This is a genomic window from Nocardia higoensis NBRC 100133 (assembly GCF_000308595.1).
In the GTDB taxonomy this organism is placed as follows: domain Bacteria; phylum Actinomycetota; class Actinomycetes; order Mycobacteriales; family Mycobacteriaceae; genus Nocardia; species Nocardia higoensis.
On sequence record NZ_BAGA01000030.1, the window covers coordinates 1 to 22,943 of the forward strand.

20 protein-coding genes and 1 pseudogene are annotated in these 22,943 nt (G+C 69.1%); 14 read left to right on the forward strand and 7 right to left on the reverse strand.

What is annotated here, in order from left to right:
• Window positions 1–1,206, reverse strand: a pseudogene (locus tag ON26_RS03875) (hypothetical protein); the annotation flags it as partial.
• Window positions 1,207–1,555: 349 nt separating this feature from the next.
• On the opposite strand from ON26_RS03875, the gene infA reads away from it, so the two are divergent.
• The 8 genes from infA to truA all read left to right on the forward strand — a co-directional run bounded on the left by infA (window position 1,556) and on the right by truA (window position 6,366).
• Window positions 1,556–1,777, forward strand: a complete 222-nt coding sequence (gene infA, locus ON26_RS03880; protein WP_003418601.1) for a translation initiation factor IF-1 — start codon at window positions 1,556–1,558, stop codon at window positions 1,775–1,777.
• Window positions 1,778–1,935: 158 nt separating this feature from the next.
• The gene (rpmJ, locus tag ON26_RS32050) at window positions 1,936–2,049 is read left to right on the forward strand and encodes a 50S ribosomal protein L36 (protein ID WP_025347279.1); all 114 of its coding nucleotides are present in this window, start codon (window positions 1,936–1,938) and stop codon (window positions 2,047–2,049) included.
• A 217-nt stretch (window positions 2,050–2,266) separates the two neighbouring features.
• Complete coding sequence (gene rpsM / locus ON26_RS03885) at window positions 2,267–2,638, forward strand: 30S ribosomal protein S13 (protein ID WP_040794577.1); 372 nt, start codon at window positions 2,267–2,269, stop codon at window positions 2,636–2,638.
• 9 nt (window positions 2,639–2,647) lie between these two features.
• Window positions 2,648–3,061, forward strand: a complete 414-nt coding sequence (rpsK, locus tag ON26_RS03890) for a 30S ribosomal protein S11 (RefSeq protein ID WP_040794578.1) — start codon at window positions 2,648–2,650, stop codon at window positions 3,059–3,061.
• 20 nt (window positions 3,062–3,081) lie between these two features.
• The gene (rpsD, locus tag ON26_RS03895; protein WP_040794579.1) at window positions 3,082–3,687 is read left to right on the forward strand and encodes a 30S ribosomal protein S4; all 606 of its coding nucleotides are present in this window, start codon (window positions 3,082–3,084) and stop codon (window positions 3,685–3,687) included.
• Between the two features lie 108 nt (window positions 3,688–3,795).
• The gene (locus tag ON26_RS03900) at window positions 3,796–4,854 is read left to right on the forward strand and encodes a DNA-directed RNA polymerase subunit alpha (protein WP_040794580.1); all 1,059 of its coding nucleotides are present in this window, start codon (window positions 3,796–3,798) and stop codon (window positions 4,852–4,854) included.
• A gap of 122 nt (window positions 4,855–4,976) precedes the next feature.
• Entirely contained in the window at window positions 4,977–5,498 is a 522-nt protein-coding gene (gene rplQ, locus ON26_RS03905) for a 50S ribosomal protein L17 (protein ID WP_040794581.1), read from the forward strand.
• A 16-nt stretch (window positions 5,499–5,514) separates the two neighbouring features.
• The gene (gene truA, locus ON26_RS03910; protein WP_040794582.1) at window positions 5,515–6,366 is read left to right on the forward strand and encodes a tRNA pseudouridine(38-40) synthase TruA; all 852 of its coding nucleotides are present in this window, start codon (window positions 5,515–5,517) and stop codon (window positions 6,364–6,366) included.
• 92 nt (window positions 6,367–6,458) lie between these two features.
• On the opposite strand, the gene ON26_RS03915 is transcribed toward truA, so the two are convergent.
• Window positions 6,459–6,902, reverse strand: coding sequence for an Hsp20/alpha crystallin family protein (locus tag ON26_RS03915; protein ID WP_040794604.1), 444 nt, complete (start codon window positions 6,900–6,902; stop codon window positions 6,459–6,461).
• Window positions 6,903–7,126: 224 nt separating this feature from the next.
• Here ON26_RS03915 and ON26_RS03920 point away from each other — a divergent pair, with 224 nt between their 5' ends.
• The gene (locus ON26_RS03920; RefSeq protein WP_040794583.1) at window positions 7,127–7,954 is read left to right on the forward strand and encodes an LLM class F420-dependent oxidoreductase; all 828 of its coding nucleotides are present in this window, start codon (window positions 7,127–7,129) and stop codon (window positions 7,952–7,954) included.
• A gap of 34 nt (window positions 7,955–7,988) precedes the next feature.
• On the opposite strand, the gene ON26_RS03925 is transcribed toward ON26_RS03920, so the two are convergent.
• Both ON26_RS03925 and ON26_RS03930 read right to left on the reverse strand, forming a co-directional pair.
• Complete coding sequence (locus ON26_RS03925) at window positions 7,989–8,351, reverse strand: metal-sensitive transcriptional regulator (RefSeq protein ID WP_040794605.1); 363 nt, start codon at window positions 8,349–8,351, stop codon at window positions 7,989–7,991.
• Window positions 8,352–8,419: 68 nt separating this feature from the next.
• On the reverse strand, window positions 8,420–9,367 hold the full coding sequence (locus tag ON26_RS03930) for an EamA family transporter (protein ID WP_157171778.1): 948 nt from the start codon (window positions 9,365–9,367) through the stop codon (window positions 8,420–8,422).
• Window positions 9,368–9,510: 143 nt separating this feature from the next.
• Here ON26_RS03930 and ON26_RS03935 point away from each other — a divergent pair, with 143 nt between their 5' ends.
• Both ON26_RS03935 and ON26_RS03940 read left to right on the forward strand, forming a co-directional pair.
• A complete protein-coding gene (locus ON26_RS03935; protein WP_040794584.1) occupies window positions 9,511–10,320 on the forward strand; it encodes an S-methyl-5'-thioadenosine phosphorylase in 810 nt (269 codons plus the stop codon).
• Between the two features lie 17 nt (window positions 10,321–10,337).
• Window positions 10,338–10,898, forward strand: coding sequence for an NADPH-dependent FMN reductase (locus ON26_RS03940; protein ID WP_040794585.1), 561 nt, complete (start codon window positions 10,338–10,340; stop codon window positions 10,896–10,898).
• 49 nt (window positions 10,899–10,947) lie between these two features.
• Here ON26_RS03940 and eccE read toward each other — a convergent pair whose 3' ends face one another.
• A complete protein-coding gene (eccE, locus tag ON26_RS03945; protein WP_051026647.1) occupies window positions 10,948–12,594 on the reverse strand; it encodes a type VII secretion protein EccE in 1,647 nt (548 codons plus the stop codon).
• Window positions 12,595–12,705: 111 nt separating this feature from the next.
• Here eccE and eccB point away from each other — a divergent pair, with 111 nt between their 5' ends.
• A complete protein-coding gene (gene eccB / locus ON26_RS03950; RefSeq protein WP_040794586.1) occupies window positions 12,706–14,193 on the forward strand; it encodes a type VII secretion protein EccB in 1,488 nt (495 codons plus the stop codon).
• A gap of 166 nt (window positions 14,194–14,359) precedes the next feature.
• On the opposite strand, the gene mycP is transcribed toward eccB, so the two are convergent.
• Together mycP and eccD are read right to left on the reverse strand one after the other, a co-directional pair.
• Window positions 14,360–15,727 (reverse strand): type VII secretion-associated serine protease mycosin, encoded by a 1,368-nt coding sequence (gene mycP / locus ON26_RS03955; RefSeq protein WP_040794608.1) that lies wholly within the window; start codon window positions 15,725–15,727, stop codon window positions 14,360–14,362.
• 41 nt (window positions 15,728–15,768) lie between these two features.
• Window positions 15,769–17,220 (reverse strand): type VII secretion integral membrane protein EccD, encoded by a 1,452-nt coding sequence (gene eccD, locus ON26_RS03960; RefSeq protein ID WP_245545710.1) that lies wholly within the window; start codon window positions 17,218–17,220, stop codon window positions 15,769–15,771.
• A gap of 190 nt (window positions 17,221–17,410) precedes the next feature.
• On the opposite strand from eccD, the gene ON26_RS03965 reads away from it, so the two are divergent.
• Both ON26_RS03965 and ON26_RS03970 read left to right on the forward strand, forming a co-directional pair.
• Window positions 17,411–21,454, forward strand: coding sequence for a type VII secretion protein EccC (locus tag ON26_RS03965; RefSeq protein WP_040794588.1), 4,044 nt, complete (start codon window positions 17,411–17,413; stop codon window positions 21,452–21,454).
• Window positions 21,454–22,908, forward strand: a complete 1,455-nt coding sequence (locus ON26_RS03970) for a type VII secretion-associated protein (protein ID WP_040794589.1) — start codon at window positions 21,454–21,456, stop codon at window positions 22,906–22,908. The genes ON26_RS03965 and ON26_RS03970 overlap by 1 nt, the downstream gene beginning before the upstream one ends.
• Window positions 22,909–22,943 lie beyond the last annotated feature (35 nt).

Here is a 22,943-nt window from a genome sequence, read left to right on the forward strand (position 1 = left end):
CAACGCTTCCGGTGAGGTCGGGATCGCACCGGGTCCTGGCGTCGGCGTGGGTGTGCCGATGGCGGGATTCGGGCCGGTCGGGCGCAGTGTTTCGGGCGGAGCGGAGGTCCCGCCGGGTCCGGTCGTCGACGTCGGGGTGCCGATGGCGGGGTTCGGGCCGGTCGGGCGCGGGGGTTGCGGAGTGCCGGGGGTCTCGCCGGAGCGGGGTGTCGGCGTGGGTGTCCCGATCGAGGGGTTGGGGAATGCCTGCCCGTGAGTCTGTGGCGGTGCGGGCAGGTCGCCGGATGCGCGTGCGGGCGACGTCGGGGTGGGTGTGGGCGTGCCGATCGACGGGTTCGGCAGCGGCGGCTGTGGCGTCGGCGGGGCCGGGCGCAGGTCGCCGGTATCCCGCGCGGGAGGTGTGGGCGTGCCGATGGCGGGGTCGGCCAGCGGTGACCGCTGGGCCCGCGGTGGGATCGGCAGTTCACCGGACCGGTGCGGCGGGAGCGCGGGCGGTGTGCCGGCGGGGGGATCGGGCAGCGGCGGTTGGGCGGCGGAGGCAGGCGCGGATCCGGGCGCGGCCGGTGGGGCACCGGGTGGGCTCGACGGCACAACGGTGCCCGCGGGCGGCAAAGCCGGGGCGGCCGGTGGGAAAGGCGGGGACGTCGGGGGCGGGGCATCCGCGGCGGAGCCCAGCGGGCGGAATCCGGCCGACGGCGTGGTGGGCTGCCGGGTGGGCAGGCGGGAACCGGTGTCCTGTTCCGGCGCGCGTGCAGGCAGCCGGTTCTCCGGCGCCGCGTCCCACGGAGCGCGCTGGTCCGCCGGTGCCGGTGCCGGGGGCGCAGGCGAAGTTCCGGGAGCGGAGGCATCCGGGCGCATCCCCCACGGCGCGGGAGCATGCGGAGGTTGTTCGGCCGCGGTGGGCGGCGTGGACCGGGAATCGCGGAGCGCGGGGTCGTCGGCGTCGGGAGAAAGGGCGGGCTCGGCGGCAGGGGCGGCGGAACGCTCGTCCTTGTCGCGGCCGCCGAAGAAACGGCGCTTCTTGTCCTTGCGGCCGGAATCCTGGTCGCCCGAGGAACGGCCGCGCCTGCGCCTCGGGGCGGGCTCGTCGTCGATGAGTTCGTCGTGCGGAAGGTTCTGGACCGGCGGGGCGTCGTAGCTGTCGCCGGCATCGCTTTCCGACAGCCACGGCGGCAGCATGGGCAGGCCGTCGTCGATGCGACTCACGAGCGCTCCCTGCGCTGCCTCACGACGTCCCCCTGGTAGAACTTCTCGACCGATGTCCGGACCGGTTCAGTTTACGGGACCCCACCGGCCCCGGGTGTCACAGGGAGCGCGGTCGCCCCGTCTACCCGAGGGGGCTTTTGCCTGATCGTCCAGCGGTCGGTAAGCTTGAGCGGCGGTGCACCCATGCGCCGATTGTTCTGCGTGCCACCTGTTCGGTGTCCCGCCGGGTGATCCCCGACGAGTACATCCAAGCAGAACCCTGCGAACGGCAAGCACGCGGACAACAACCCAGGCAAACAAACCAGGTTCGAGCGGCTCCGGCCGCCTCCGGGCCGGGAGCGCGGAGGACATGGCGAAGAAAGACGGGGCCATCGAGGTCGAGGGTCGGGTTGTCGAACCGCTGCCCAATGCGATGTTCCGGATCGAGCTCGAGAACGGACACAAGGTTCTCGCGCACATCAGCGGGAAGATGCGGCAGCACTACATTCGCATCCTCCCCGAAGACCGCGTGGTCGTCGAGCTCTCGCCCTACGACCTGTCCCGCGGCCGCATCGTTTACCGCTACAAGTGAGGTCGGGTCCCGGATCGCACCGGGGCGCGGCACGGTGAGTCCGGGCCGGCGGCGCAGCGATGCGCTGCGCCCGGAATCCCATAAAGAGACTTCCCCAGTCGTCGACTGGGGAAAAACTGTGTTCACACCCCTGTGAACCCGCAACAGATTGGACAGACGTGAAGGTTCAGCCGAGCGTCAAGAAGATCTGCGAAAAGTGCAAGGTGATCCGCCGTAACGGGCGGGTCATGGTGATCTGCGACAACCTGCGCCACAAGCAGCGCCAGGGCTGATCGCGAACCACCGCCGGGCACCGATCGCCTGATCGGCTTGGCCAACAAAGAAGAACTCCCAGCTCCAGCTGCACGCTGTGGAAATTCGGGCTCTTCCCCTGCGGAGGACAACCCGGGGCGTGCACGCCAACCATCGGTCCGGAGGCCGATGCCCCGAATCAACAGACGCGGGGACGGACAGGGAGCAGACCTCCGACAACGATAAGGAACTGCCACCATGGCACGTCTGATGGGCGTCGATCTCCCGCGCGAAAAGCGCATGGAGATCGCACTGACCTACATTTTCGGCATCGGCCGTACCCGCTCCAAGGAGATCCTCGAGGCCACCGGCGTCAGCCCGGACCTGCGCTCGAAGGATCTGAGCGACGACGACCTGACCAAGCTCCGCGACTACATCGAGGCCTCGGAGTTCAAGGTCGAAGGCGATCTGCGCCGTGAGGTGCAGGCCGACATCCGTCGCAAGATCGAGATCGGCTGCTACCAGGGTCTGCGGCACCGTCGCGGTCTGCCGGTGCGCGGCCAGCGCACCAAGACCAACGCGCGTACGCGCAAGGGTCCGAAGAAGACCGTCGCCGGCAAGAAGAAGTAGGGATAACCGATGCCTCCGAAGAGTCGGGCCACCGGCCCGAAGAAGACCCAGAAGGCGCGTCGCAGGGACAAGAAGAACGTCCCGCACGGCAACGCGCACATCAAGAGCACGTTCAACAACACGATCGTGTCGATCACCGACCCCAACGGCAACGTCATCTCCTGGGCGTCCTCGGGTCACGTCGGCTTCAAGGGTTCGCGCAAGTCGACCCCCTTCGCCGCTCAGCTGGCCGCCGAGAACGCGGCCCGCAAGGCGCAGGAGCACGGCGTCAAGAAGGTCGACGTGTTCGTCAAGGGCCCGGGTTCGGGCCGCGAGACCGCGATCCGTTCGCTGCAGGCCGCGGGCCTGGAAGTGGGCACGATCTCCGATGTCACCCCGCAGCCGCACAACGGCTGCCGTCCGCCCAAGCGGCGTCGCGTCTAGCGGGAAAGGAATAGCGAACAATGGCTCGTTACACAGGCCCTATCACCCGCAAGTCGCGTCGTCTGCGCGTCGACCTGGTCGGTGGTGACCAGGCGTTCGAACGTCGCCCCTACCCGCCGGGCCAGCACGGCCGCGCGCGGATCAAGGAGAGCGAGTACCTGCTCCAGCTGCAGGAGAAGCAGAAGGCCCGCTTCTCCTACGGCGTGATGGAGAAGCAGTTCCGTCGCTACTACGAAGAGGCCAACCGCCAGAAGGGCAAGACGGGTGACAACCTGCTCCGCCTGCTGGAGACCCGCCTCGACAACGTGGTGTACCGCGCCGGTCTGGCTCGCACCCGCCGCCAGGCTCGTCAGCTCGTCAGCCACGGCCACTTCCTGGTCAACGGCGTGAAGGTCGACGTGCCCAGCTACCGCGTCTCCCAGTACGACATCATCGATGTCAAGGAGAAGTCGCTGCCGACCCTGCCCTTCCAGGTGGCTCGCGAGACCATCGGCGACCGGCCGGTTCCCGGCTGGCTGCAGGTGATCCCCGGTCGTCTGCGGATCCTGGTCCACCAGGAGCCCGAGCGCGCGCAGATCGATGTGCCGCTGCAGGAACAGCTGATCGTCGAGTACTACTCGAAGTAATTCAGCGCGCTGTGCCGCTGGTGTGTGGCCGTTCGACGACGAGCGGCCACACGCAACCCCTGAAACGTGGCGTCAAATAGCGGGCGCCCTAGAAGGAGGAAGATCCTCATGCTGATTTCCCAGCGACCGACGCTGACCGAAGAGGTCGTCGCCGAGAACCGGTCGAAGTTCACCATCGAGCCCCTCGAGCCGGGCTTCGGCTACACCCTCGGCAACTCGCTGCGGCGCACCCTGCTGTCCTCGATTCCGGGGGCCGCGGTCACGAGCATCCGCATCGACGGCGTTCTGCACGAGTTCACCACCGTCCCCGGCGTGAAGGAGGATGTCACCGACATCATCCTGAACCTCAAGGGCCTGGTCGTGTCCTCGGAGGAGGACGAGCCGGTCACCATGTACGTGCGCAAGCAGGGTCCGGGCACCGTCACCGCCGGTGACATCGTGCCGCCTGCCGGTGTCGTCGTGCACAACCCGGACATGCACATCGCCACCCTGAACGACAAGGGCAAGCTCGAGATCGAGCTCGTCGTCGAGCGGGGCCGCGGCTACGTGCCCGCCGTGCAGAACAAGGCGTCCGGCGCGGAGATCGGCCGGATCCCGGTGGACTCGATCTACTCGCCGGTGCTCAAGGTGACCTACAAGGTCGAGGCGACCCGTGTCGAGCAGCGCACCGACTTCGACCGGCTCATCCTGGACGTGGAGACCAAGAACTCCATCAGCGCGCGGGACGCGCTCGCCTCGGCGGGCAAGACCCTGGTCGAACTGTTCGGCCTGGCCCGTGAACTGAACGTCGAAGCCGAAGGCATCGAGATCGGCCCCTCGCCGGCCGAGGCGGATCACATCGCCTCGTTCGGTCTGCCGATCGAGGACCTGGACCTCACCGTCCGGTCCTACAACTGCCTCAAGCGCGAGGGTGTGCACACGGTGGGCGAGCTGGTGGCCCGCACCGAGTCGGACCTGCTGGACATCCGCAACTTCGGCCAGAAGTCCATCGACGAGGTGAAGGTCAAGCTGCACGCGCTGGGCCTCTCGCTCAAGGACAGCCCGGCGTCGTTCGACCCGTCCTCCGTGGTGGGTTACGACGCGAGCACCGGAACGTGGAGCGACAGCGGCACTTTCAGCGACAACGACGGCGGCGAGCAGGACTACGCCGAGACCGAACAGCTCTAGGCGGCCGGGGTAGGCACCCAGGTCTGCCTTGACCCGCGGCGTGAGCGACGGGCCCGTAGGCGGTAGCGAAGCGTCACCGCGCAGGGCCCCGCGATCGCCGCAATCCAACAAGGAGAACAACAATGCCTAAGCCCAAGAAGGGTGCCCGCTTCGGCGGGTCGGCGTCGCACCAGAAGGCGATCTTCGCCAATCTGGCGACGGCGCTCTTCGAGCACGGCCGGATCACCACGACCGAATCCAAGGCCAAGGCCGTGCGTCCCTACGCCGAGAAGCTCATCACCAAGGCGAAGGGCGGCACGCTCGCCGATCGTCGTGAGGTGCTGAAGGTGATCCGCAACAAGGACGTCGTGCACGCGCTCTTCGCCGAGATCGGGCCGTCGTTCGAGGGTCGTGAGGGTGGCTACACCCGCATCACCAAGACGCTGCCCCGCAAGGGTGACAATGCGCCGATGGCGATCATCGAGCTGGTCCGGGAGAAGACCGTGACCAACGAAGCCGATCGCGCCCGCCGCGTGGCCGCCTCCAAGAAGGCCGAAGAGGCTCCCGCCGAGGAGACCGCCGAGACCACCGAGGCCCCGGCTGCCGAGGCCAAGGCTGACGAGGCTCCGGCCGAAGAGTCCGCCGAGGACAAGAAGGAAGCCTGAGCTGACTCGGGATTCCATGGATGAGCCCGCCGCCCTCCGGGGTGGCGGGCTCATTCGCGTGCGGCTCGACATCTCCTACGACGGCACCGATTTCACCGGCTGGGCCAGGCAGCCCGGGCTGCGCACCGTGCAGGGCGTGCTGGAGGAGTCGCTGTCCAAGGTGTTCCGTGAGCCGATCCAGCTGACCGTCGCGGGCCGGACGGATGCGGGCGTGCACGCGGAGGGACAGGTCGCGCATTTCGACACCGCGGCCGAATTCGACGGGCCGAAGCTGGTGCACCGGCTGGCCAGGTTCCTGCCGAAAGATGTGCGGGTCACCGACGCCAGGGTGGCGCCGCCCGAGTTCGATGCCCGGTTCTCGGCGATCCGGCGGCACTACGTCTATCGTCTGACCACCGCGCCCTACGGGGCAGAGCCGCTCGCGGCCCGCAGTGTGGTCCCGTGCAAGCCGGGAGTGGATCTCGAGGCGATGCGCGCGGCGTCGCGAAAGCTGTTGGGGCTGCACGATTTCGCGGCGTTCTGCCGCAGGCGCGAGGGCGCCACGACGGTGCGTGAGCTCCAGCGCTACGACTGGGAACGACAGGGTGATCTGCTGGTCGCGCACGTCAGCGCGGACGCCTTCTGCTGGTCGATGGTGCGCAGCCTGGTCGGCGCGGTGCTCGCGGTGGGGGAGGGCAGGCGCACCCCGGATTGGGCCGGCGGACTGCTGCGCGAGTCGCAGCGCTCGAGCGCGGTCACCGTCGCGCCCGCGCACGGTCTCAGCCTCGTCGCCGTGGACTATCCGGCGGACCAGGATCTGGCCGCCCGCAATGCGCAGACCAGGGAGATGCGGACCGTGCCCGCGCCGGAAGGCTGCTGCGGGGACTGATCTCGCCGTCCGCCGAACGACCGACGCGCGCCGCCGATTTCGGCGACGCGCGTCGTGGTCGTGGATCCGATGCGGGCAAGGCGTGGGACGGGTCAGTCGCCGGTACCGGCCTCGATGGTCTTCGGCTCGGAGCCGCCGGTGATCTCGATGCGGCGCGGCTTGGCCCGTTCGGCGACGGGGATGGTCACCGACAGCACACCGTTGTTGTAGGTGGCGCTGATCTTGTCGGTGTCGACGTTGTCGCCGAGCGACAGCTGACGCATGTAGGTGCCCGCGAAGCGTTCCGAGGCGATCCACTGGACGCCTTCGTCGCTGGGAAGGCTGCGCTGGGCGCGCAGCGTCAGGGTGCCGTTGTCCACGCTCACGTCGACCGAGCCCGGATCGACGCCGGGAAGGTCGGCGTTGAGGACGTAATGGTCGCCCGCCTTGAACAGATCCATCGGCATGAAACGGGGCGCGCGTGCGGTTCCGGCGCCCTCGCCGAGCAGCTGGCGTGCGACGGTGTCGATGTCATGGAATGGATCGAATCGCAGCACAGCAATCACCTCCCACTCGATCACTGCGACGCCCACTTCCTCGATGAGCGCCGGAAGCTGTGCACCGCCGATATTAGCACTCTCTAGTTGAGAGTGCCAGCATTGTTGCTCCGAGGAAGATGTGGGCCGCCGGAGTTGCCGTGGGGACGAAAGGGTTCGAAGGGTTCTCCACGGGGAATGCCGTGATCCGGAATGCATATGACTAGGCGGAGGTTGGTTCCGGCATGACGGAATACGGACTCGGACGTTTCGGTGTGTGGCGGGGGTACAAGGGGTTCGAGCCGGAGCAGGCCGCCGAGCTGGAGGAGCTCGGCTACGGCACGCTCTGGCTCGGTGGGTCGCCGCCTGCGGCACTCGAGACGGTGGAGCCGCTGCTCGCGGCGACCGGCACGCTCACCGTGGGAACCAGCATCGTCAATATCTGGACCGCGCCGGTGCGGGAACTCGCCGAGTCGTTCCATCGCATCGAGGACCGCTATCCCGGTCGCTTCCTGCTCGGCATCGGCGTGGGTCACCCCGAAGCCGTCAGCGCCTACCGTAAGCCCTACGACGCGCTCGTCGAATACCTCGACGCTCTCGATGCCGCCGGCGTGCCCCGGTCGCGGCGAGCCGTCGCGGCGCTCGGACCGCGGGTGCTGGAACTGGCTCGGGACCGCTCGCTGGGCGCACTGCCCTATCTCGGCACGCCGGAACACACCCGCCGCGCGCGCGAGGTGCTCGGCGCCAGGTCGTTGCTGGCCGTGGAGCAGAAGCTGGTGGTCGACGGCGACCCGGAACGAGCTCGCGCGCTGGGCCGTCCGGTGGTCGAGCGGTATCTGGGCCTGGCGAACTATGTGAACAACCTGCGCAGGCTCGGCTACGAGGAGTCCGACGTCGCGGGCGCGGGCAGCGACCGGCTCATCGACGCGCTCGCCGTGCACGGGACCGCGGCGCGGGTGGCCGAGCAGCTGACGGCACATCTGGACGCGGGCGCCGACCATGTGGCGCTGCAAGCGCTGGGCGAGGACTACCTGACGCCGCTGCGGGAACTGGCCCCTCTGCTGCGGGACTGATGGCGGACGGCCGATCCGTCATCGGATCGGGCCGTCACCGCACGAACCGGGCGATGGCGTCGGTCGCTTCCTTGATCTTCGCCTCCGCCTCGGGGCCGCCCGCCAGCGCGGCATCGACCACGCAATGACTGATGTGGTCCTCGAGCAGCCCCATCGCCACGGCCTGCAGCGCCTTGGTCATCGCCGAGACCTGGGTGAGGATGTCGATGCAGTACTTTTCCTCCTCGACCATGCGCTGCAGGCCGCGGGACTGACCTTCGATGCGGCGCAGCCGCTTGAGGTAGTCGTCCTTGTTCGTGATGTAGCCGTGCGCCGCGTGGTCGTGTGCGGCGTGGTCGTGTGCCGCGGGGTCGTGTACGGGGGTTTCTCGGTTCTCGGCCGCGTCCGGGGTGGTCACCACTATCTCCTCGCTCTGGGCTGCCGGTCGGCCGTCCATACCCCCCTAGGGTACAGGGGAAGTGTCTGTCAAGCCGAGGGCGAACTCGCCGTCGTCCGCGCCGGCGAGCCGACCGGCTCGCCCGCGCCGGAGCGAGCCAGCGCGATGCCGCCCACCAGCAGCACGCCGCCTGCCATCTGCACCGGCGCGATCGCCTCGCCCAGCAGTATCCGGGCCAGCACGACCGCGAACAACACCTCGCTCAACAACACCAGGGACATCAGCGTCGATCCGATCCGCGCCGCACCCGCCACCCCGCACAGATAAGCCACCACTGTGCTGATCGCGATCAACAGGGTCAGCGCCACCCACACCGGCAACTGACGCTCCGCCATCACCGCCGTACTCGCACCGAACCGCAGTGGCAGCACCGTCGCCAGGCCCAGTGCCCACGCGGTCAGCGCCGCCACGCCGAGCCCCGCGCCGAGGAGCGTCACCGGGCTCAGGCTGTCGGACGTGCGCGCCGACAGCAGGAAGAACGCCGCGTTGCACAGCATCGACAGTGCGGCCCAGCCCAGCCCGGCCACACTCAGTCCCTCGCTGTGGCAGACATCGATCACGAGAGCCGCGCCGACCAGCGCCGTCGCCGCGCCGGCGAGCGTGCGCGCACCCGGTCTGCGACGCCGAACGGCCCAGTCCCAGACGATGACCACGACCGGCGCCAGGAACTGGATCATCAGCGCGACGCCCACCTGCAGATACTGTAGGGACAGAAAGAAGGTGGCCTGCACACCCGCCACCGCGACGACACCGAACGCGGTGATGGTGCGCAGATGCCGTGGACTCTCGCGCAGTTCACGGAAATCGGCGAGCGCCGCGACCAGCAGCACCACCGCGGCGGCGCCGGTCAGGCGGACGGCGAGGATCGCACCGGGCGACCACTGCGCCGCCAGCACCGATTTGGCCAGCGGACCCGAACTCGCGAACGCCAGCCCGCTCGCCACGGTCAGCCACACCCCGGACCGTGCGCGCGACACCGCACCTCCTCCACGCTTGCTCTCCAGTCGTCCCACCTGTGTCCTGGACAAGCATGCGCGACAGGACCGGGCGATCGGGCGGCGGGGTGAGATGGCGGGGCGAGTTGCGCGCCACCGCGGTGGCTCGGGAAGAATGACCGGCCATGAGCGAGCTTCCCCGTCCCGCCCTGGCCGTCATCGGCGGCACCGGGTTCTACGACTTCTTCGACGCCGAGACGCACGAGATCGATATCGACACCCCCTACGGCAAGCCCAGCGCGCCCATCGCCGTCGGTGACGTGGCGGGCAGGCCGGTCGCCTTCGTGCCCCGCCACGGCAAGAAGCACGAATACGCTCCGCACACGCTGCCGTACCTGGCGAACATGTGGGCGCTGCGCTCGCTGGGCGTGCGGCGGGTCTTCGCGCCCTGCGCCGTCGGCAGCCTGCGCGCGGACTGGGGCCCCGGTACGGTCGCGGTGCCCGACCAGCTCGTGGACCGCACCTCCGGACGGGTACAGACCTACTTCGACGGCGGCGGCGTCCACGTCTCCTTCGCCGACCCCTACTGCCGGGAGTTGCGCATCGCCGCTGTCGGCGCGGAGGTCGAGGAACTGCCCGTCCAGGCGGGCGGCACCATGGTCGTCGTGCAGGGTCCGCGCTTCTCCACCCGCGCGGAGAGCCGCTGGTTCGCCGGGCAGGGCTGGGATCTGGTGAACATGACCGGTTACCCGGAAGCGGTGCTCGCCCGCGAACTGGAGATGTGCTACTCCGCCATCGCGCTGGTCACCGATCTCGACGCCGGCCTGGAAAGCGGTGACGGTGTGCACGCGATCGACGTGTTCGCCGAATTCAAGCGCAATATCGAGCCGTTCAAGGAAATGGTCCGCAAGGCGATCGCGGCTGTGGAGAGCATCGAGACCTGCGAACACTGCCGCCCGCACGAGGGCGTCGCGCTGCCCTTCGCGCTGCCCTGACGGATACGCTCGCAGCCGTGCAGACACCGTTGCGACTCGAGGTGATCGTGGCCAGCGTGCGACCGGAGCGGTTCGCTCCGGTCGTGGCGGACTGGTTCCTGGCGACGGTGCGCGCACGCGCCGAATTCGACACCGGCGTCATCGATCTGCTCGACACCGCGCTGCCCGCCGACCTGACCGAAACCGCGGAAGTCCTGGACTTCCGCGCCAGGCTGGCCGCCGCGGACGCGTTCGTCGCGATCACCTCCGAGTACAACCACGGATATCCGGCCTCGTTGAAGACCGCGTTCGACTCGGCCAAGCACGAATGGCGGGCCAAGCCCATCGGATTCGTGTCCTACGGCGGGATGTCCGGCGGGCTGCGCGCGGTCGAGCAATTGCGTCAGGTGGTCGCCGAACTGCACATGGTGTCGCTGCGCGAGAGCGTCGGATTCCACCGCGCCAAGCGGCAATTCGACGCCGACGGACATACCCGCGACGCCGCCGCGATCGATGCCGCCGAGCGAATGCTGGGCCAATTGTCCTGGTGGGGAAGAGCTTTACGAGACGCCCGGGCCGCAGAGCCCTATCCCGGGTAGTGATCCCGGACCGCGCCCCGGACAGGGCGGCACGGTCACCGGGGTGATGTCAGTGCGCCGCTGCCATCGGGCGGCGGCCGCGCGGATTGCCGATATAGGTGGCTTCTTTGGCGATCGAGACCAGTGTCAGATCGACCTGGGTGGTGCCGGTGCGCACGATCACGCGGTTGCCGATCGCGCCGGGCTGGTGGATCGACAGGTCCGGCCTGGTGGCCGGCCAGCCCATCGGGTCGCCGGTGACATAGATGGTGGTGACGCCCGCGTGCGGCGCGGGTGCGAGCACACCGTCGACCACGGCGGCGGTGAACCCGGCGTCGGACTGGTGGGTCTCCACCGCGATCGCCAGCCGCTCCGGATTGCCGATGGTCTGCACCAGCTGGTCCCAGGCCTGCGGGCGATCGGTACGGATGAGGATGCGCTCGCCGACCGCGAGCGCGCGGAACACCAGCTGCTGGGCCAGATACAGCTCACCGGCCACATAGACCGTCGAGATGCCCTGACCGATGATCCGCACCGCGACGCCCTGATTGTTCTCGTCCGAGCCGATCAGCTGACCGCAGCCGGAGGACGGCAGGTGCAGCGCGCCGATGACGTCGATCGGATACTCGGTCATCGGCACCACATCGTCGACATCCGGCACCGCCAGCGGCAGATTGGCCAGCAGCCCCTCGCGGTGGCGGCCGTTCATCGAGATCATGCCGTCGAGCTTGCCGCCCTCGGGCAGCTCACGGGTGGTCAGCCGCCAGGAGGCGCCGATGTTCACCGATTCCGCGGAACTGCCCGGCCGCAGCCGCACCGTCATGGTGGTGCCGCGTGACGGCGCGACCCACAGCTGGGCCAGCAGATCCGAGCCGAGATGCTCGGGATCGACGGCGCTGCCGATATTGATCGCGTTGCCCAGCTCCGCGTAGCGCCAGGTGTGGGTGAGTTCGCGCGGGTCGTATCCGGCGGTGATCTGCAGGACGGCCTTGCGGATCTCCGGCGCGGTGAGGATGCGGGCGTTGCAGTCGGCGTCCTCGAGCGCACGCATGATGCGCTGGGTCGCGATGGTCACCGCGCGGGAGGCGCCTTCGGTGCCACCGCCGCGGCGAGCCGCCGCGCCCGCTCCGGCGACCGCGTCGAAACCGATGGCCAGCCAGACGGAGCGGTGTGCGGTGGCGGGCAGCGGGCCCAGCAGCGACTCGTAGATCTTGCCCGCCGGGGTGCCCGCGCGGCTGCGATGGCCGTGGCTGACGATATCGATACCGCTGAGCAGGATGTCGTGCTGGTTCAGGCATTTCGCCAGTTCCGGCAGCGGCAGCAGGTGCGAGGCGAGCACGGTGCTGCTGGAGATGCGGGTCAGTCCGCCGCGCGGCGGCAGTACCTCGACCACCGTGACCACCCGGGTCCCGTCCCAGTACAAACCGAGCGAGCGGTCGTCGGGACCGCGATAGTCGACCGTGTCGCCGAGTTCGTACTCGCGGCGGGTCTTGAAGCGCCACAGCGTGATCGACCAGTCCAGCACGGTGCGCTGGGCGATCGGGATCAGTGGAAGCACCAGCGCGGCCAGCGCCACGAGCAGCGCATAGAGGGCAGGCAGACCCGCGAGCAACGAGGCGGTTCCGGCGAGGAGAGCGATGACCTGTGCGGTGAGCAGATTCGGCATCGAGATGCGTCCGAACAGCGGGCGCGGCCCCGCTCCGGTGGCTTCGGCCATCACGTCCCCCAAGTAACCGGTGCCGGCCGAATCCACCCGGCCGAACTCAACAACAGTCCCCCGGAACTGTACTGTGTTGCGCGGATGTGAGCACTGTTCGGGGGAGGAACCATGCCTTCAAAGCCCACCACGCGCTGGCAGGTGAGCGGCTATCGATTCCTGGTGCGCAGGATGGAACACGCGCTGGTCCGCCGCGATGTGCGGATGCTGCACGACCCGATGCGGTCGCAATCGCGCGCCTACGCCGTAGGCCTGGTGCTCGGCGTCGTGGTGCTGGCCGGCTGCGGCATTCTCGCGCTGTTCCGCCCGCAGGACAAGATCGGCGACAACATCCTGCTCATCGGCAAGGAGAGCGGCGGCGTCTATGTCGTCATCGACGATGTCGTGCATCCGGCGCTGAACATCGCCTCGGCCCGGCTGGCCTCGGGGGAGAGCGGAAAAGCCGCCATCATCAAGGAATCCGAGCTGACCAAGAAGCCGCGCGGCCAGCTGATCGGCATTCCCGGCGCCCCCGCCGCGCTGCACTACGACGCCAAGGGCTCCGGCCGCACCTGGACGGTGTGCGATGTGCTCGCCATCGACGGCAGCAACGACCTGACGACCTCGGTGATCGCGGGCGATCTCGAACTCGGCGACAAGGCCTCGGTGATGGACTCCGGCCGCGCGCTGCTGGTGACCGCTCAGAACAAGGACTACCTCGTCTACAACAACACCCGCGCTCGCGTCGACATGAACGATCGCAAGGTCACCGATGCACTCGGCATCACCGGGATGACGCCGCGCCCGGTCGGCGAGGGCCTGCTCAACGCGATTCCCGAAGTGCTGCCGATCGTTCCGCCCAAGATCAACGATCCCGGCGCGAGCGTGAGCTACCAGATCGGCAACCACCGCGTCGGCGACGTGGTGCAGGTGTCGACCGAACCGGACAAGAACTACGTCGTGCTCACCGACGGTCTGCAGGAAGTGTCCCCACTGACCGCCGACATCATCCGCAACACCTACCGTTCCTCGGGCTCGGACTCCACCATCGACCAGGCCGACCGGGTCGCGGTGGATCTGGTGGACACGCTGCCGGTCGCCACCTACCCGCAGCGGCAGATGAGCATCGTCGCGCTGAAGGACGAGCCGGTCAGCTGCATGTCCTGGACGCCGAACCCGGTCGCCGCCGAACACAACGAGGGCGGCAAGCAGGCCGAACTGTCGGTCGTCACCGGTCTCGCGCTGCCGATCCCCGACAACGCGAAGCTGGTGCCGCTGGCCCAGGCGGACGGCGACGGGCCGAACGCCGACTCCACCTACATTCCGCCGGGCACCGGCGCGTTCGTGCAGTCCACCGGTATCGAGCCGGACAGCACCCGCAAGGATTCGATGTTCTATGTCGCCGACACCGGAGTGCGGTTCGGCATCAAGAACGCCGATGCCCAGAAGGCGCTCGGGCTGGACATCGAGTCCGGCGTGAAACCGGAACCGGCGCCGTGGCCGATCGTGGGACTGCTCGCCAACGGCCCGACGCTGGGCCGCGAAGAGGCGATGGTCGCCCACGACGGCATCGCGCCGGACGCCTCGCCCGCCGCGAACACCGTCGGCAACACCAACTGACCGCGCAGGCGAATCCGATCGCGCCCGGTCGTCCGATAGTCGGCGTGTCGGTCGTCTCAGCGTGTGACGCCGCAGACCGGTCGAGTCCGAACCGGTTTCGCCGTGCGGCATCGGCTGTGCCGTTGTCCGGGGCCGGGTCGGGTACGCGCACCGGCCCCGGAGCGGCTCACATGTCGTCGGAGGCGACGCCGAAGCGGCGGCGGATCGGGAACGAGGCCAGGTAGCCGAGGATCGAGGCGGTCGCGATCACTCCGGTGCCGATCAGTGCCACATTGCGGGCGGTGTGGTCCGGCGGCGTCGGCGGCGCGGGCACCGCGAGCTGCCGGCTCCTGGCCGGGGCGGGTTCCTTGGGCGGCAACGTATCCGGCACGGCGTTGGTCAGCGCGGCGACGGGATCGACTGCGCCGTAACCGATGTAGGGATTCCAGCCCTCGGCCGGCGCGTGGGCGGTGGCCTGGATGCGTTTGATGACCTCGAGCGCGCTCAGCTCGGGGAACCGCGCCCGCACGAGCGCGGCGACGCCGGCGACGATCGGCGTCGCGAAGCTGGTGCCGTTGATGTAGCCCTGCTGACCGCGCTGGTCGACGGTGCCGACCGCGGTGCCGGTGCCGCGCGGATCGAGGGAGACCATGTTCTCGCCCGTCGCGGCCACGCCCACCCATGGCCCGGGGATGGTGAAGCTCGACGGTGCGCCGTTGGCGTCGATCGAGCCGACGGCGAGCACGTAGTCGTCCCAGCGGGCCGGGCTGATGTTGTAGGTGATGTTGCTCCACGGGTCCGCGGTCGGGTCGAGCGGGTCGATGACCTGGTTCTCGCCCTTGCAGGAGTCGTCCTTGTTGCCGGCGGCGACCACCACGACGACGTTCTTCTCGATCGCCGCGTAGCGCAGCGCGGCGCCCACCTTGTTGTCCGCGTCGGGACTGCCGGTGCCGCACCAGACCTCGGAGATATTGATGACCGAGACGTTCATGTCGGCGGCGCGCACGATCGCCGAGGCCATCGTGTGCAGATTGCCGTAGCTGTCGGGAAGATCTTCGGGTGCCTTCTCCGCCGAGCGCCCTTCCTTCTGATACATCTTGCTGGTCTGGCGGATCGTGACGATCTGCGCCTCCGGCGCCACCCCGGCGAATCCCTGGCCGGGGACCTGCGCGGCGGCGATGATGCCCGCCACGAGGGTGCCGTGACCGTCGCAGTCCTCGGTGCCGTCACCGACATTCGCGACGAAGTCACCGCCGGCTTCCAGGCCGGGCAGGCGTGGATGAGGGGCCACGCCGGTATCGATGACCGCGATGCGCTGACCCGCGCCCTTGGAGAACTGCCAGGCGCGTTCGAGATCGAGAGCGCGCTGGGCGTCCGGGATCGTCGGACCCTCGCCGCCGGTCAGGATGTCGGCGCAGTGCGAATTCGACGGACGCTCGGTCTTCTCCGGCGGCGCGGCCGGATCACCCGCCGGTTTCAGGCCGGGATCCACCGCGGGCGGCCGATCCGCCAGCGCCACACCGCCGTTCGCGCCGACTCCGAACGACGCGCTCATCCCCAGCGTCACCGCAGCGGCGGCGACGCGCCACCGCCCGCTCACAGCCCGCGGACGATGGAGTAGAGCGAGGTCACCCAGAACACCAGCGGCAGCACCGCGGCCACGAACCCGTATTCCAGCAGTTCCACGGCCCGGCGCATCGGCGGAGTCGCCGACTGGTTCGGGATGATGGTGCCCAGGATCAGCGCCGATACCAGGATCAGCATCGCCACGCCGAACACGGCCAGCGGCAGTTCCATGGTCAGTGCCATGCCGATCAGCATGATCAGCACGATCGCGGCGCCGCCGGCGACCAGCACGACCGCCTGTTCGGCGCCTGCGTAGGTACGGCTGCGGAACATCAGCACCACCGCGCACACCAGCGCGAGCGCGACGCCCTGCCAGTACGGGTCGTCGGCCTGGGGATCGACGGAGGCCAGCGCGCCCACGACGGTCACCAGCGTCGTCGCCGACACCAGGCCCGCCAGGTACTTCCTGGCGTGCTCGGACTTGGCGCGCAGCACGTCGAGGGTGGGCAGGGCGCGGTGGTCGTCCGGATCGTCCTCGGTCGGATCGATCGGGGTGCCGGGGGAGGGGACCGGCGGCAGCGGCAGTTTCGCCAGCAGCATGGAGACCCGGGGCGAGAGGGACAGACCGAGCAGGCCGAGCGCCGCGGCGACCGCCCCGATGGCGCGCACCGACTGGTCGGTGAGCAGGCCGACCAGCGAGGCCGGTATGGCGTAGACCGCGACAGCGGCGGCGCCGATGAACAGCGCGAGCCCGACGCCGGTGACCCGCCACGCCAGGATCGACGTCGCGCCGAGCAGGCTGGAGGCGAGCAGCAGATGCGCCCAGCCGTAATGATCCGGTACGTAGAGCATTCCGGCTGTGAACGCGGCGGGCAGGGCGCAGCCGGCGAGTACGAGCGCGGTGGCGGTGTCGCCGTACATCCTGCTCAGCACCATGCCCGCTACCACCAGCAGGATCGCCACCGCCAGCGCCACCGAACCGCTGACCCACACGGGCAGCGCCTCCGGCGCGGTCAGCAGTCCGAGGCAGCCCACGAGCATGGTCAACGCGGCCAGGATCGAGCCGGTCAGCCGCGCGGTGCGGGGCGTCCAGCCGCGGAAGTGGTCGGCATCGGCGATCGCGACGTTGTACATGATGTCGTCGAACAGCGGCGTCGGCGCGGTGTGCGAGGCGCTTTCGAGCATGAGCAACTCGCCGTCGCGCACGCCGTGTTCCCCCAGCGACAGCGAGTTGGAGAAGGGCGGATGGCCGATCCTGGCCAGCACCCATTCGGCGGGCTCGAAACGTTCGCCCTCGTTGTCGAAGTCGTTGCTGCGGCTGTGCTGGGCGACCATGTCCACGACGCTGGGAATCACGAGCGCCACCGGGACATCGACCGGAATGGCCATGTCGACCTGGGTGTGTTTGGCGAGGATCGTCACCCGGGCCAGGTCCGGTGCGCGTACGATGCCACGTGAAGCATCTTCGTCGATGTGGTCCATTCGCGCGTGCGTCAAGATTCCCCCAACCTGGTGCTCTACCTCGGAATTCCGCTGAGCCACGCGTCGCCGGGTGGGTTTGCGAACCCTGACGTCCGGGCAGCAGAATGCAGGACGAACTGTACGACATGTCGGCCGGTGCCTCTACACTGAGCCCGGAGTTGCCGCATGCGAGGTAGGGGGATTCTCGGCGATGAGCACTGTCCGGTTCCAGCGTCGTGCGCGCCGGGAGATGCCACGTACTCCCGGCGGCGAGGTCACCCTCCAGCCGCCGCCCGAGATCCCCAGGGTCACACCGGGCAATCTGCTCATGAAGCTGATGCCGGTCGTCATGATCGTCGCCATGCTGGGCATGGTCGGGCTGATGTTCACGATGGGCACCGGCATCGCGCAGAACCCGATGATGCTGATGTTCCCGGTCATGATGATGGTCTCGATGGTCACCATGTTCGCCGGGCAGGGCGGCGGCAAGGGGCAGAAGGCCGCCGAGGCCAACGAGGACCGCAAGGATTATCTCCGCTACCTCGACCAGGTCCGCAGGGACGTCGACGAAACCGCCCGTCAGCAGCGCGCTTCGGTCGAGTGGAGTCATCCCGAGCCCGGCCTGATCTGGATGCTGGCCGGCACCAGCCGCATGTGGGAGCGGCGCGCGGGCGACAAGGATTTCTGCCACGCCCGTATCGGCATCGGCCCGCAGCGGCTGGCGACCAGATTGGTGGCTCCGGAGACCGGCCCGGTCGAGGAGCTCGAGCCCATCGCGGCGGTGTCGCTGCGCCGGTTCGTGCGCGCGCACTCCACCGTGCCCGATCTGCCGACCGCGATCGCGGTGAAGGGCTTCGCCACCATCGCCCTGGACGGCGACCGCGCCCAGGCGCGCGACATGGTCCGCGCGATGTTGTTGCAGCTGTGCATGTTCCAGGGACCCGACCAGGTGCTCGTCGCCATCGTCGCAGGCCCGGACACCGCGCGTGAGTGGGAATGGACCAAGTGGCTGCCGCACACCCAGCATCCCGATTCCCAGGACGGCATCGGCACCCAGCGCATGTTCTTCGGGTCCATCCGGGAAGCCACCGCGAGCCTGCACCCGCTGTTGAACAACCGGGTGCGGTATTCGCGTAACCAGCCCGCCAATCCGGGGCTCGTCCAAGTCGTCATCGTGGTGGACGGCGGTCTGCTCGAATCCGAGGACGATCAGCTGCGCGAGTCCGGCTACGAGGGCGTCACCATCATCGACCTGTGCGGATACGCGCCGCGCCTGGCCGTTTCGCGCGGCATCAAGATGGTGGTGGAGAACGGCGAGTGCGTCGGCCGCGGCGCCACCGGCAATCTGGAGCGCTTCGCCACCGTCGACCGCATCAGCACCCATCAGGCTCAGCAGGCCGCGCGCCGCCTGGCGCCCTATCGCGCGGCGACCCAGCGCAGCAGCGATGTGGAGACCGACGAGACCGAGGTCATCTCGTCGTGGGCGCAGCTGATGAGCCTCGGTGACATCGGCGCCTTCAACCCGGAGAGCGCGTGGCGCCCGCGCTACGGCCGCGAGCGACTGCGCGTGCCCTTCGGCGTGGGTCCCGAGGGCATGCCCATCGAGCTGGACATCAAGGAAGCCGCCGAGAGCGGCATGGGCCCGCACGGTCTGTGCATCGGCGCCACCGGTTCCGGTAAGTCCGAATTCCTGCGCACCCTGGTGCTGAGCCTGCTGGCCACCCATTCCCCCGACCAGTTGAATCTGGTGCTGGTCGACTTCAAGGGCGGCGCGACCTTCCTCGGGCTGGAAGGCGTCCCGCACGTCGCGGCCGTCATCACCAACCTCGAGGAAGAGGCCGACCTCGTCGACCGTATGAAGGACGCGCTGGCGGGCGAGATGAACCGCCGCCAGGAAGTGCTGCGCCAGGCGGGCAACTTCGCCAACGTCTCCGAATACGAGAAGGCACGCGCCGCGGGCGCCGACCTCGATCCACTGCCCGCGCTGTTCGTGGTGCTCGACGAGTTCTCCGAACTGCTCACCCAGCATCCGGATTTCGCCGAGTTGTTCGTCATGATCGGCCGCCTCGGCCGCTCGCTGCACGTGCACCTGCTGCTGGCCTCCCAGCGCCTCGAGGAAGGCAAGCTCAAGGGCCTGGAAAGCCACCTCTCCTATCGGATCGGCCTGAAGACCTTCTCCGCCAACGAATCCCGCCAGGTGCTCGGTGTACCCGACGCCTACAACCTGCCCAACATCCCCGGCGGCGGCTACCTCAAGTCCGATTCCGGCGAGATCCAGCGGTTCCAGGCGTCCTACGTCTCGGGCCCCTATGTCGGTGGCGGTTCCCAGCGCGAGGTCACCCAGGCCGGCGTCGCGGGCGGCGAGATCGACGTCAAAGCACGCCCCTTCACGGCACACCACGTCGACTTCCGCGCCATCGACCGCCTGCCGCTGCCCACCGCTTCCTCGGCCGAGCCGGTGGAGCATCACGGCGAGGACGGCGAGAAGCTGTCCAACCTGGACATGCTGGTCTCGCGCATCCGCGGCCACGGCAGGCCCGCGCACGAGATCTGGCTGCCGCCGCTGGACGAGGCGATGAGCCTCGACCAGCTCATCCCGCGCTCGGTGCTGACCGGCGAGTATTCGGCGATCGCGACCTTGCGCGCGCCCATCGGCATCGTCGACCGTCCCTACGACCAGCGCCGCGATCCGATGGTGGTCGACCTGTCCGGCTCGCGCGGCAACGTCGCCATCGTCGGCGGCCCGCAGTCCGGTAAGTCCACCGCGCTGCGCACCCTGATCATGGCGATGTCGATGACCCACACCGCCGAACAGGTGCAGTTCTACTGCCTCGACTTCGGCGGCGGCACGCTGGCCAGCCTCGAAGGCCTGCCGCATGTCGGCTCGGTGGCCGGTCGCCTCGACGCGGACAAGGTCCGCCGCACCGTCGCCGAGATGACCACCATCGTGCGCACGCGCGAGGCCAGGTTCCGCCAGCTCGGCATCGAATCGATGGCGGAATTCCGCCGGCTGCGGTCGATGGATCCGGCGAGCAGCCATGCCGCCGCGGGCGCGCACGAGGACCCGTTCGGCGACGTGTTCCTGGTCATCGACGGTTTCGGCTCGATCCGCCAGGATTTCGACCCGCTCGAGCAGACCATCATGAATCTCGCCGTGCAGGGCCTGTCCTACGGCGTGCACGTGGTGATCGCACTGGCTCGCTGGGCCGAGGCCCGCCCCGCTCTCAAGGATCAGATCGGCACCAGAATCGAACTGCGCCTGGGCGATCCGATGGACTCCGACCTGGGCCGCAAGTTCGCCGCCCTGGTCCCGCAGGGCCGCCCCGGTCGCGGTATGACCCCCGACTGCCTGCACATGCTCACCGGCCTGCCCCGCATCGACGGCAGCGCCGACCCGAACACTCTGGGCCAGGCTGTCGCCGAAGCCGTCGCCACCATCGCCCGGCTCACTCCCGGCAGGCCCGCGCCGGCGGCCCGCATGCTCCCGGAGATGCTGCCGCGTGAGCAGTTGCTGCGCCTGGCGGGCAACTGGCCGACGCAGGTGCCGCGCGGCACCAGGAACCTGCGCATCCCCATCGGCATCAACGAATCCGAACTCGCCCCGGTCTACCTGGACTTCAACGAGTCCCCGCACTTCATCATCATCGGCGACGGCGAGGCCGGGAAGACGACGCTGCTGCGCTCGATCATCGAGGGCATCGCCGCGTCGAACACGCCCAACGAGGCGCGGTTCATCATCGGCGACTACCGGCGCACCATGCTCGGCATGATCCCCGAGGGCTACCAGGCCGGATACGGCTCCACCGGCCCGCAGTTCACCAAGAACATGAACGACCTGGCGGCCTATGTCGCCAAGCGCGGCCCCGGCCCCGACGTGACGCCCCAGGAAGTGCGCGATCGAGCCTGGCTGACCGGGCCCGAGCTGTATGTGATCGTCGACGACTACGACATGGTCGCCACTTCGATGGGCAACCCGACCGCACCGCTGGTCGAACACCTCCCGCACGCGCGTGATCTCGGCTTTCATCTGATCATCGCGCGCCGGTCCGGTGGCGCCAGCCGCGCGATGTACGAGTCGACCTTGGCGCGGATGAAGGATTTCGGCGCGGCGGGCCTGATCATGAGCTGCCCGAAGGACGAGGGTGTGCTGATGGGCAGCGTGCGCCCGAGCCAGCTCCCGCCCGGCCGCGGCACCTTCGTGACCCGTAATACCCAGGAGTTGATCCAGCTCGGCTGGATGCCGGCGGCCGAGTGATGGCGCAGGTCGAACTGGTCCTCACCGACACCAGGATCTGGGCGCGCGGTCCCTCGACGCATTGGGACGGCGTGCCGTCGGTGGTGCTGGGCGGCAACGGAAGCCTGGTCGCCGGCGAGCCGCTCACGCCCCTCGGCCAGGTCAGCTCGACGGTGCAGTTCGTCGCCGCCGAGCGGATCGCATTGTTACCGCGCGTGCCCGAACTCACCGAGGCGCTCGCGGCGCTGTTCGCCACCGTCCTGGACAATCTCGGACTCGGCAGTCCGTGCGAACGCTTCACCGTTGTCTGCCCCACCGAGTGGGGCACGCGCCGCCGCGAATCGGTCGCCGTGGCCGCCCGCCGATTCGCCGACGAGGTGGTCTTCGAACCGCTCGCCGCCCGCTCGGTCGCCGCCGACGAGGCGACCTTGCGCGCCCGCCGCGTCGCGGTACTGGAATTCGGCGCACTCACCACTACCGCCGCCACCGTCGTGCGCGCGCACGAGGGCGCTCAGGTGGAATCCTGCGAGTACGAACCAGATCTCGCCCTCGACGACCTCGGCGTCGACCCCGGTGCGGAAGAAGGTCTGAGCGCAGTCCTCAGCCGGCTACTCGACGGCGGACGCGCCGACGTGATCCAGGTGTTCGGCGCCTCCGATCCCGCGAAACTCGACCTCATCGACCAGGTGGCCCGCCAGGTCTGCGGCGCGGACGTGGAGGTCCGTCCCATCTCCGGCGTCGACCTGCTGCGTCGCCCGGAGCCGAGATCCGGTTACGTCCCCGACCCGGTGCGCGCCATGCCCGACACCGAATGGTTGCAGCCACTGCGCCAACGCGCCGCTGCCCGTGCGCCCGAGCGTAATACGGCTGTGTACGCGGCGGCGGCCGCCGCGGTCGTGGTTCTCGCCGCAGCCGCCGTGGGCGCGGTCTTCGCCTTCGGTGGCTCGGACGATCCCCCGGAAGTCGCCGCCGCACCGACCACTTCGGCACCGATCTCCACACGCCCGACCAGCGCCGCACCGAGCACATCGACGATCCCCGGCACACCGGATACGGCTACGGAATCCCTCGGGCGCCTCACCTTCCGGATACCGGACGGCTGGCGAGTGAGCTCCCGGAGCCCCCAGGGCAGCCGCGTCGATCTCAGTCCCGAGGACGGCTCCCGCCTCCGGCTCACCGTCATCCAGACCCCGGTCGCCGCCGACGCCGGCTACGCCAGGATCGCGGCGGACCTGGAGGCCCAGATGCGCGAGAAGCCCTCTCTCGGCGACCTGCGCCGCGACGTGGTCTTCGCGGGCCGTTCCGGCCTGTCCTACCTCGAGCGTCCCGAGGGCGGTTCCACCGTCCGCTGGCATGTCCTGCTCGAACACGGCACGCAGGTCAGCATCGGGTGTCAGTACGTCGCCGAAACCGATTGGAGCACTGTCGAACCGAGCTGTGAGGAGCTCGCGGCGTCGGTCGACGTGCAGCCTTGAGGGAGTCCGGTCACCTCTGGTAGCTGTGGTGACTC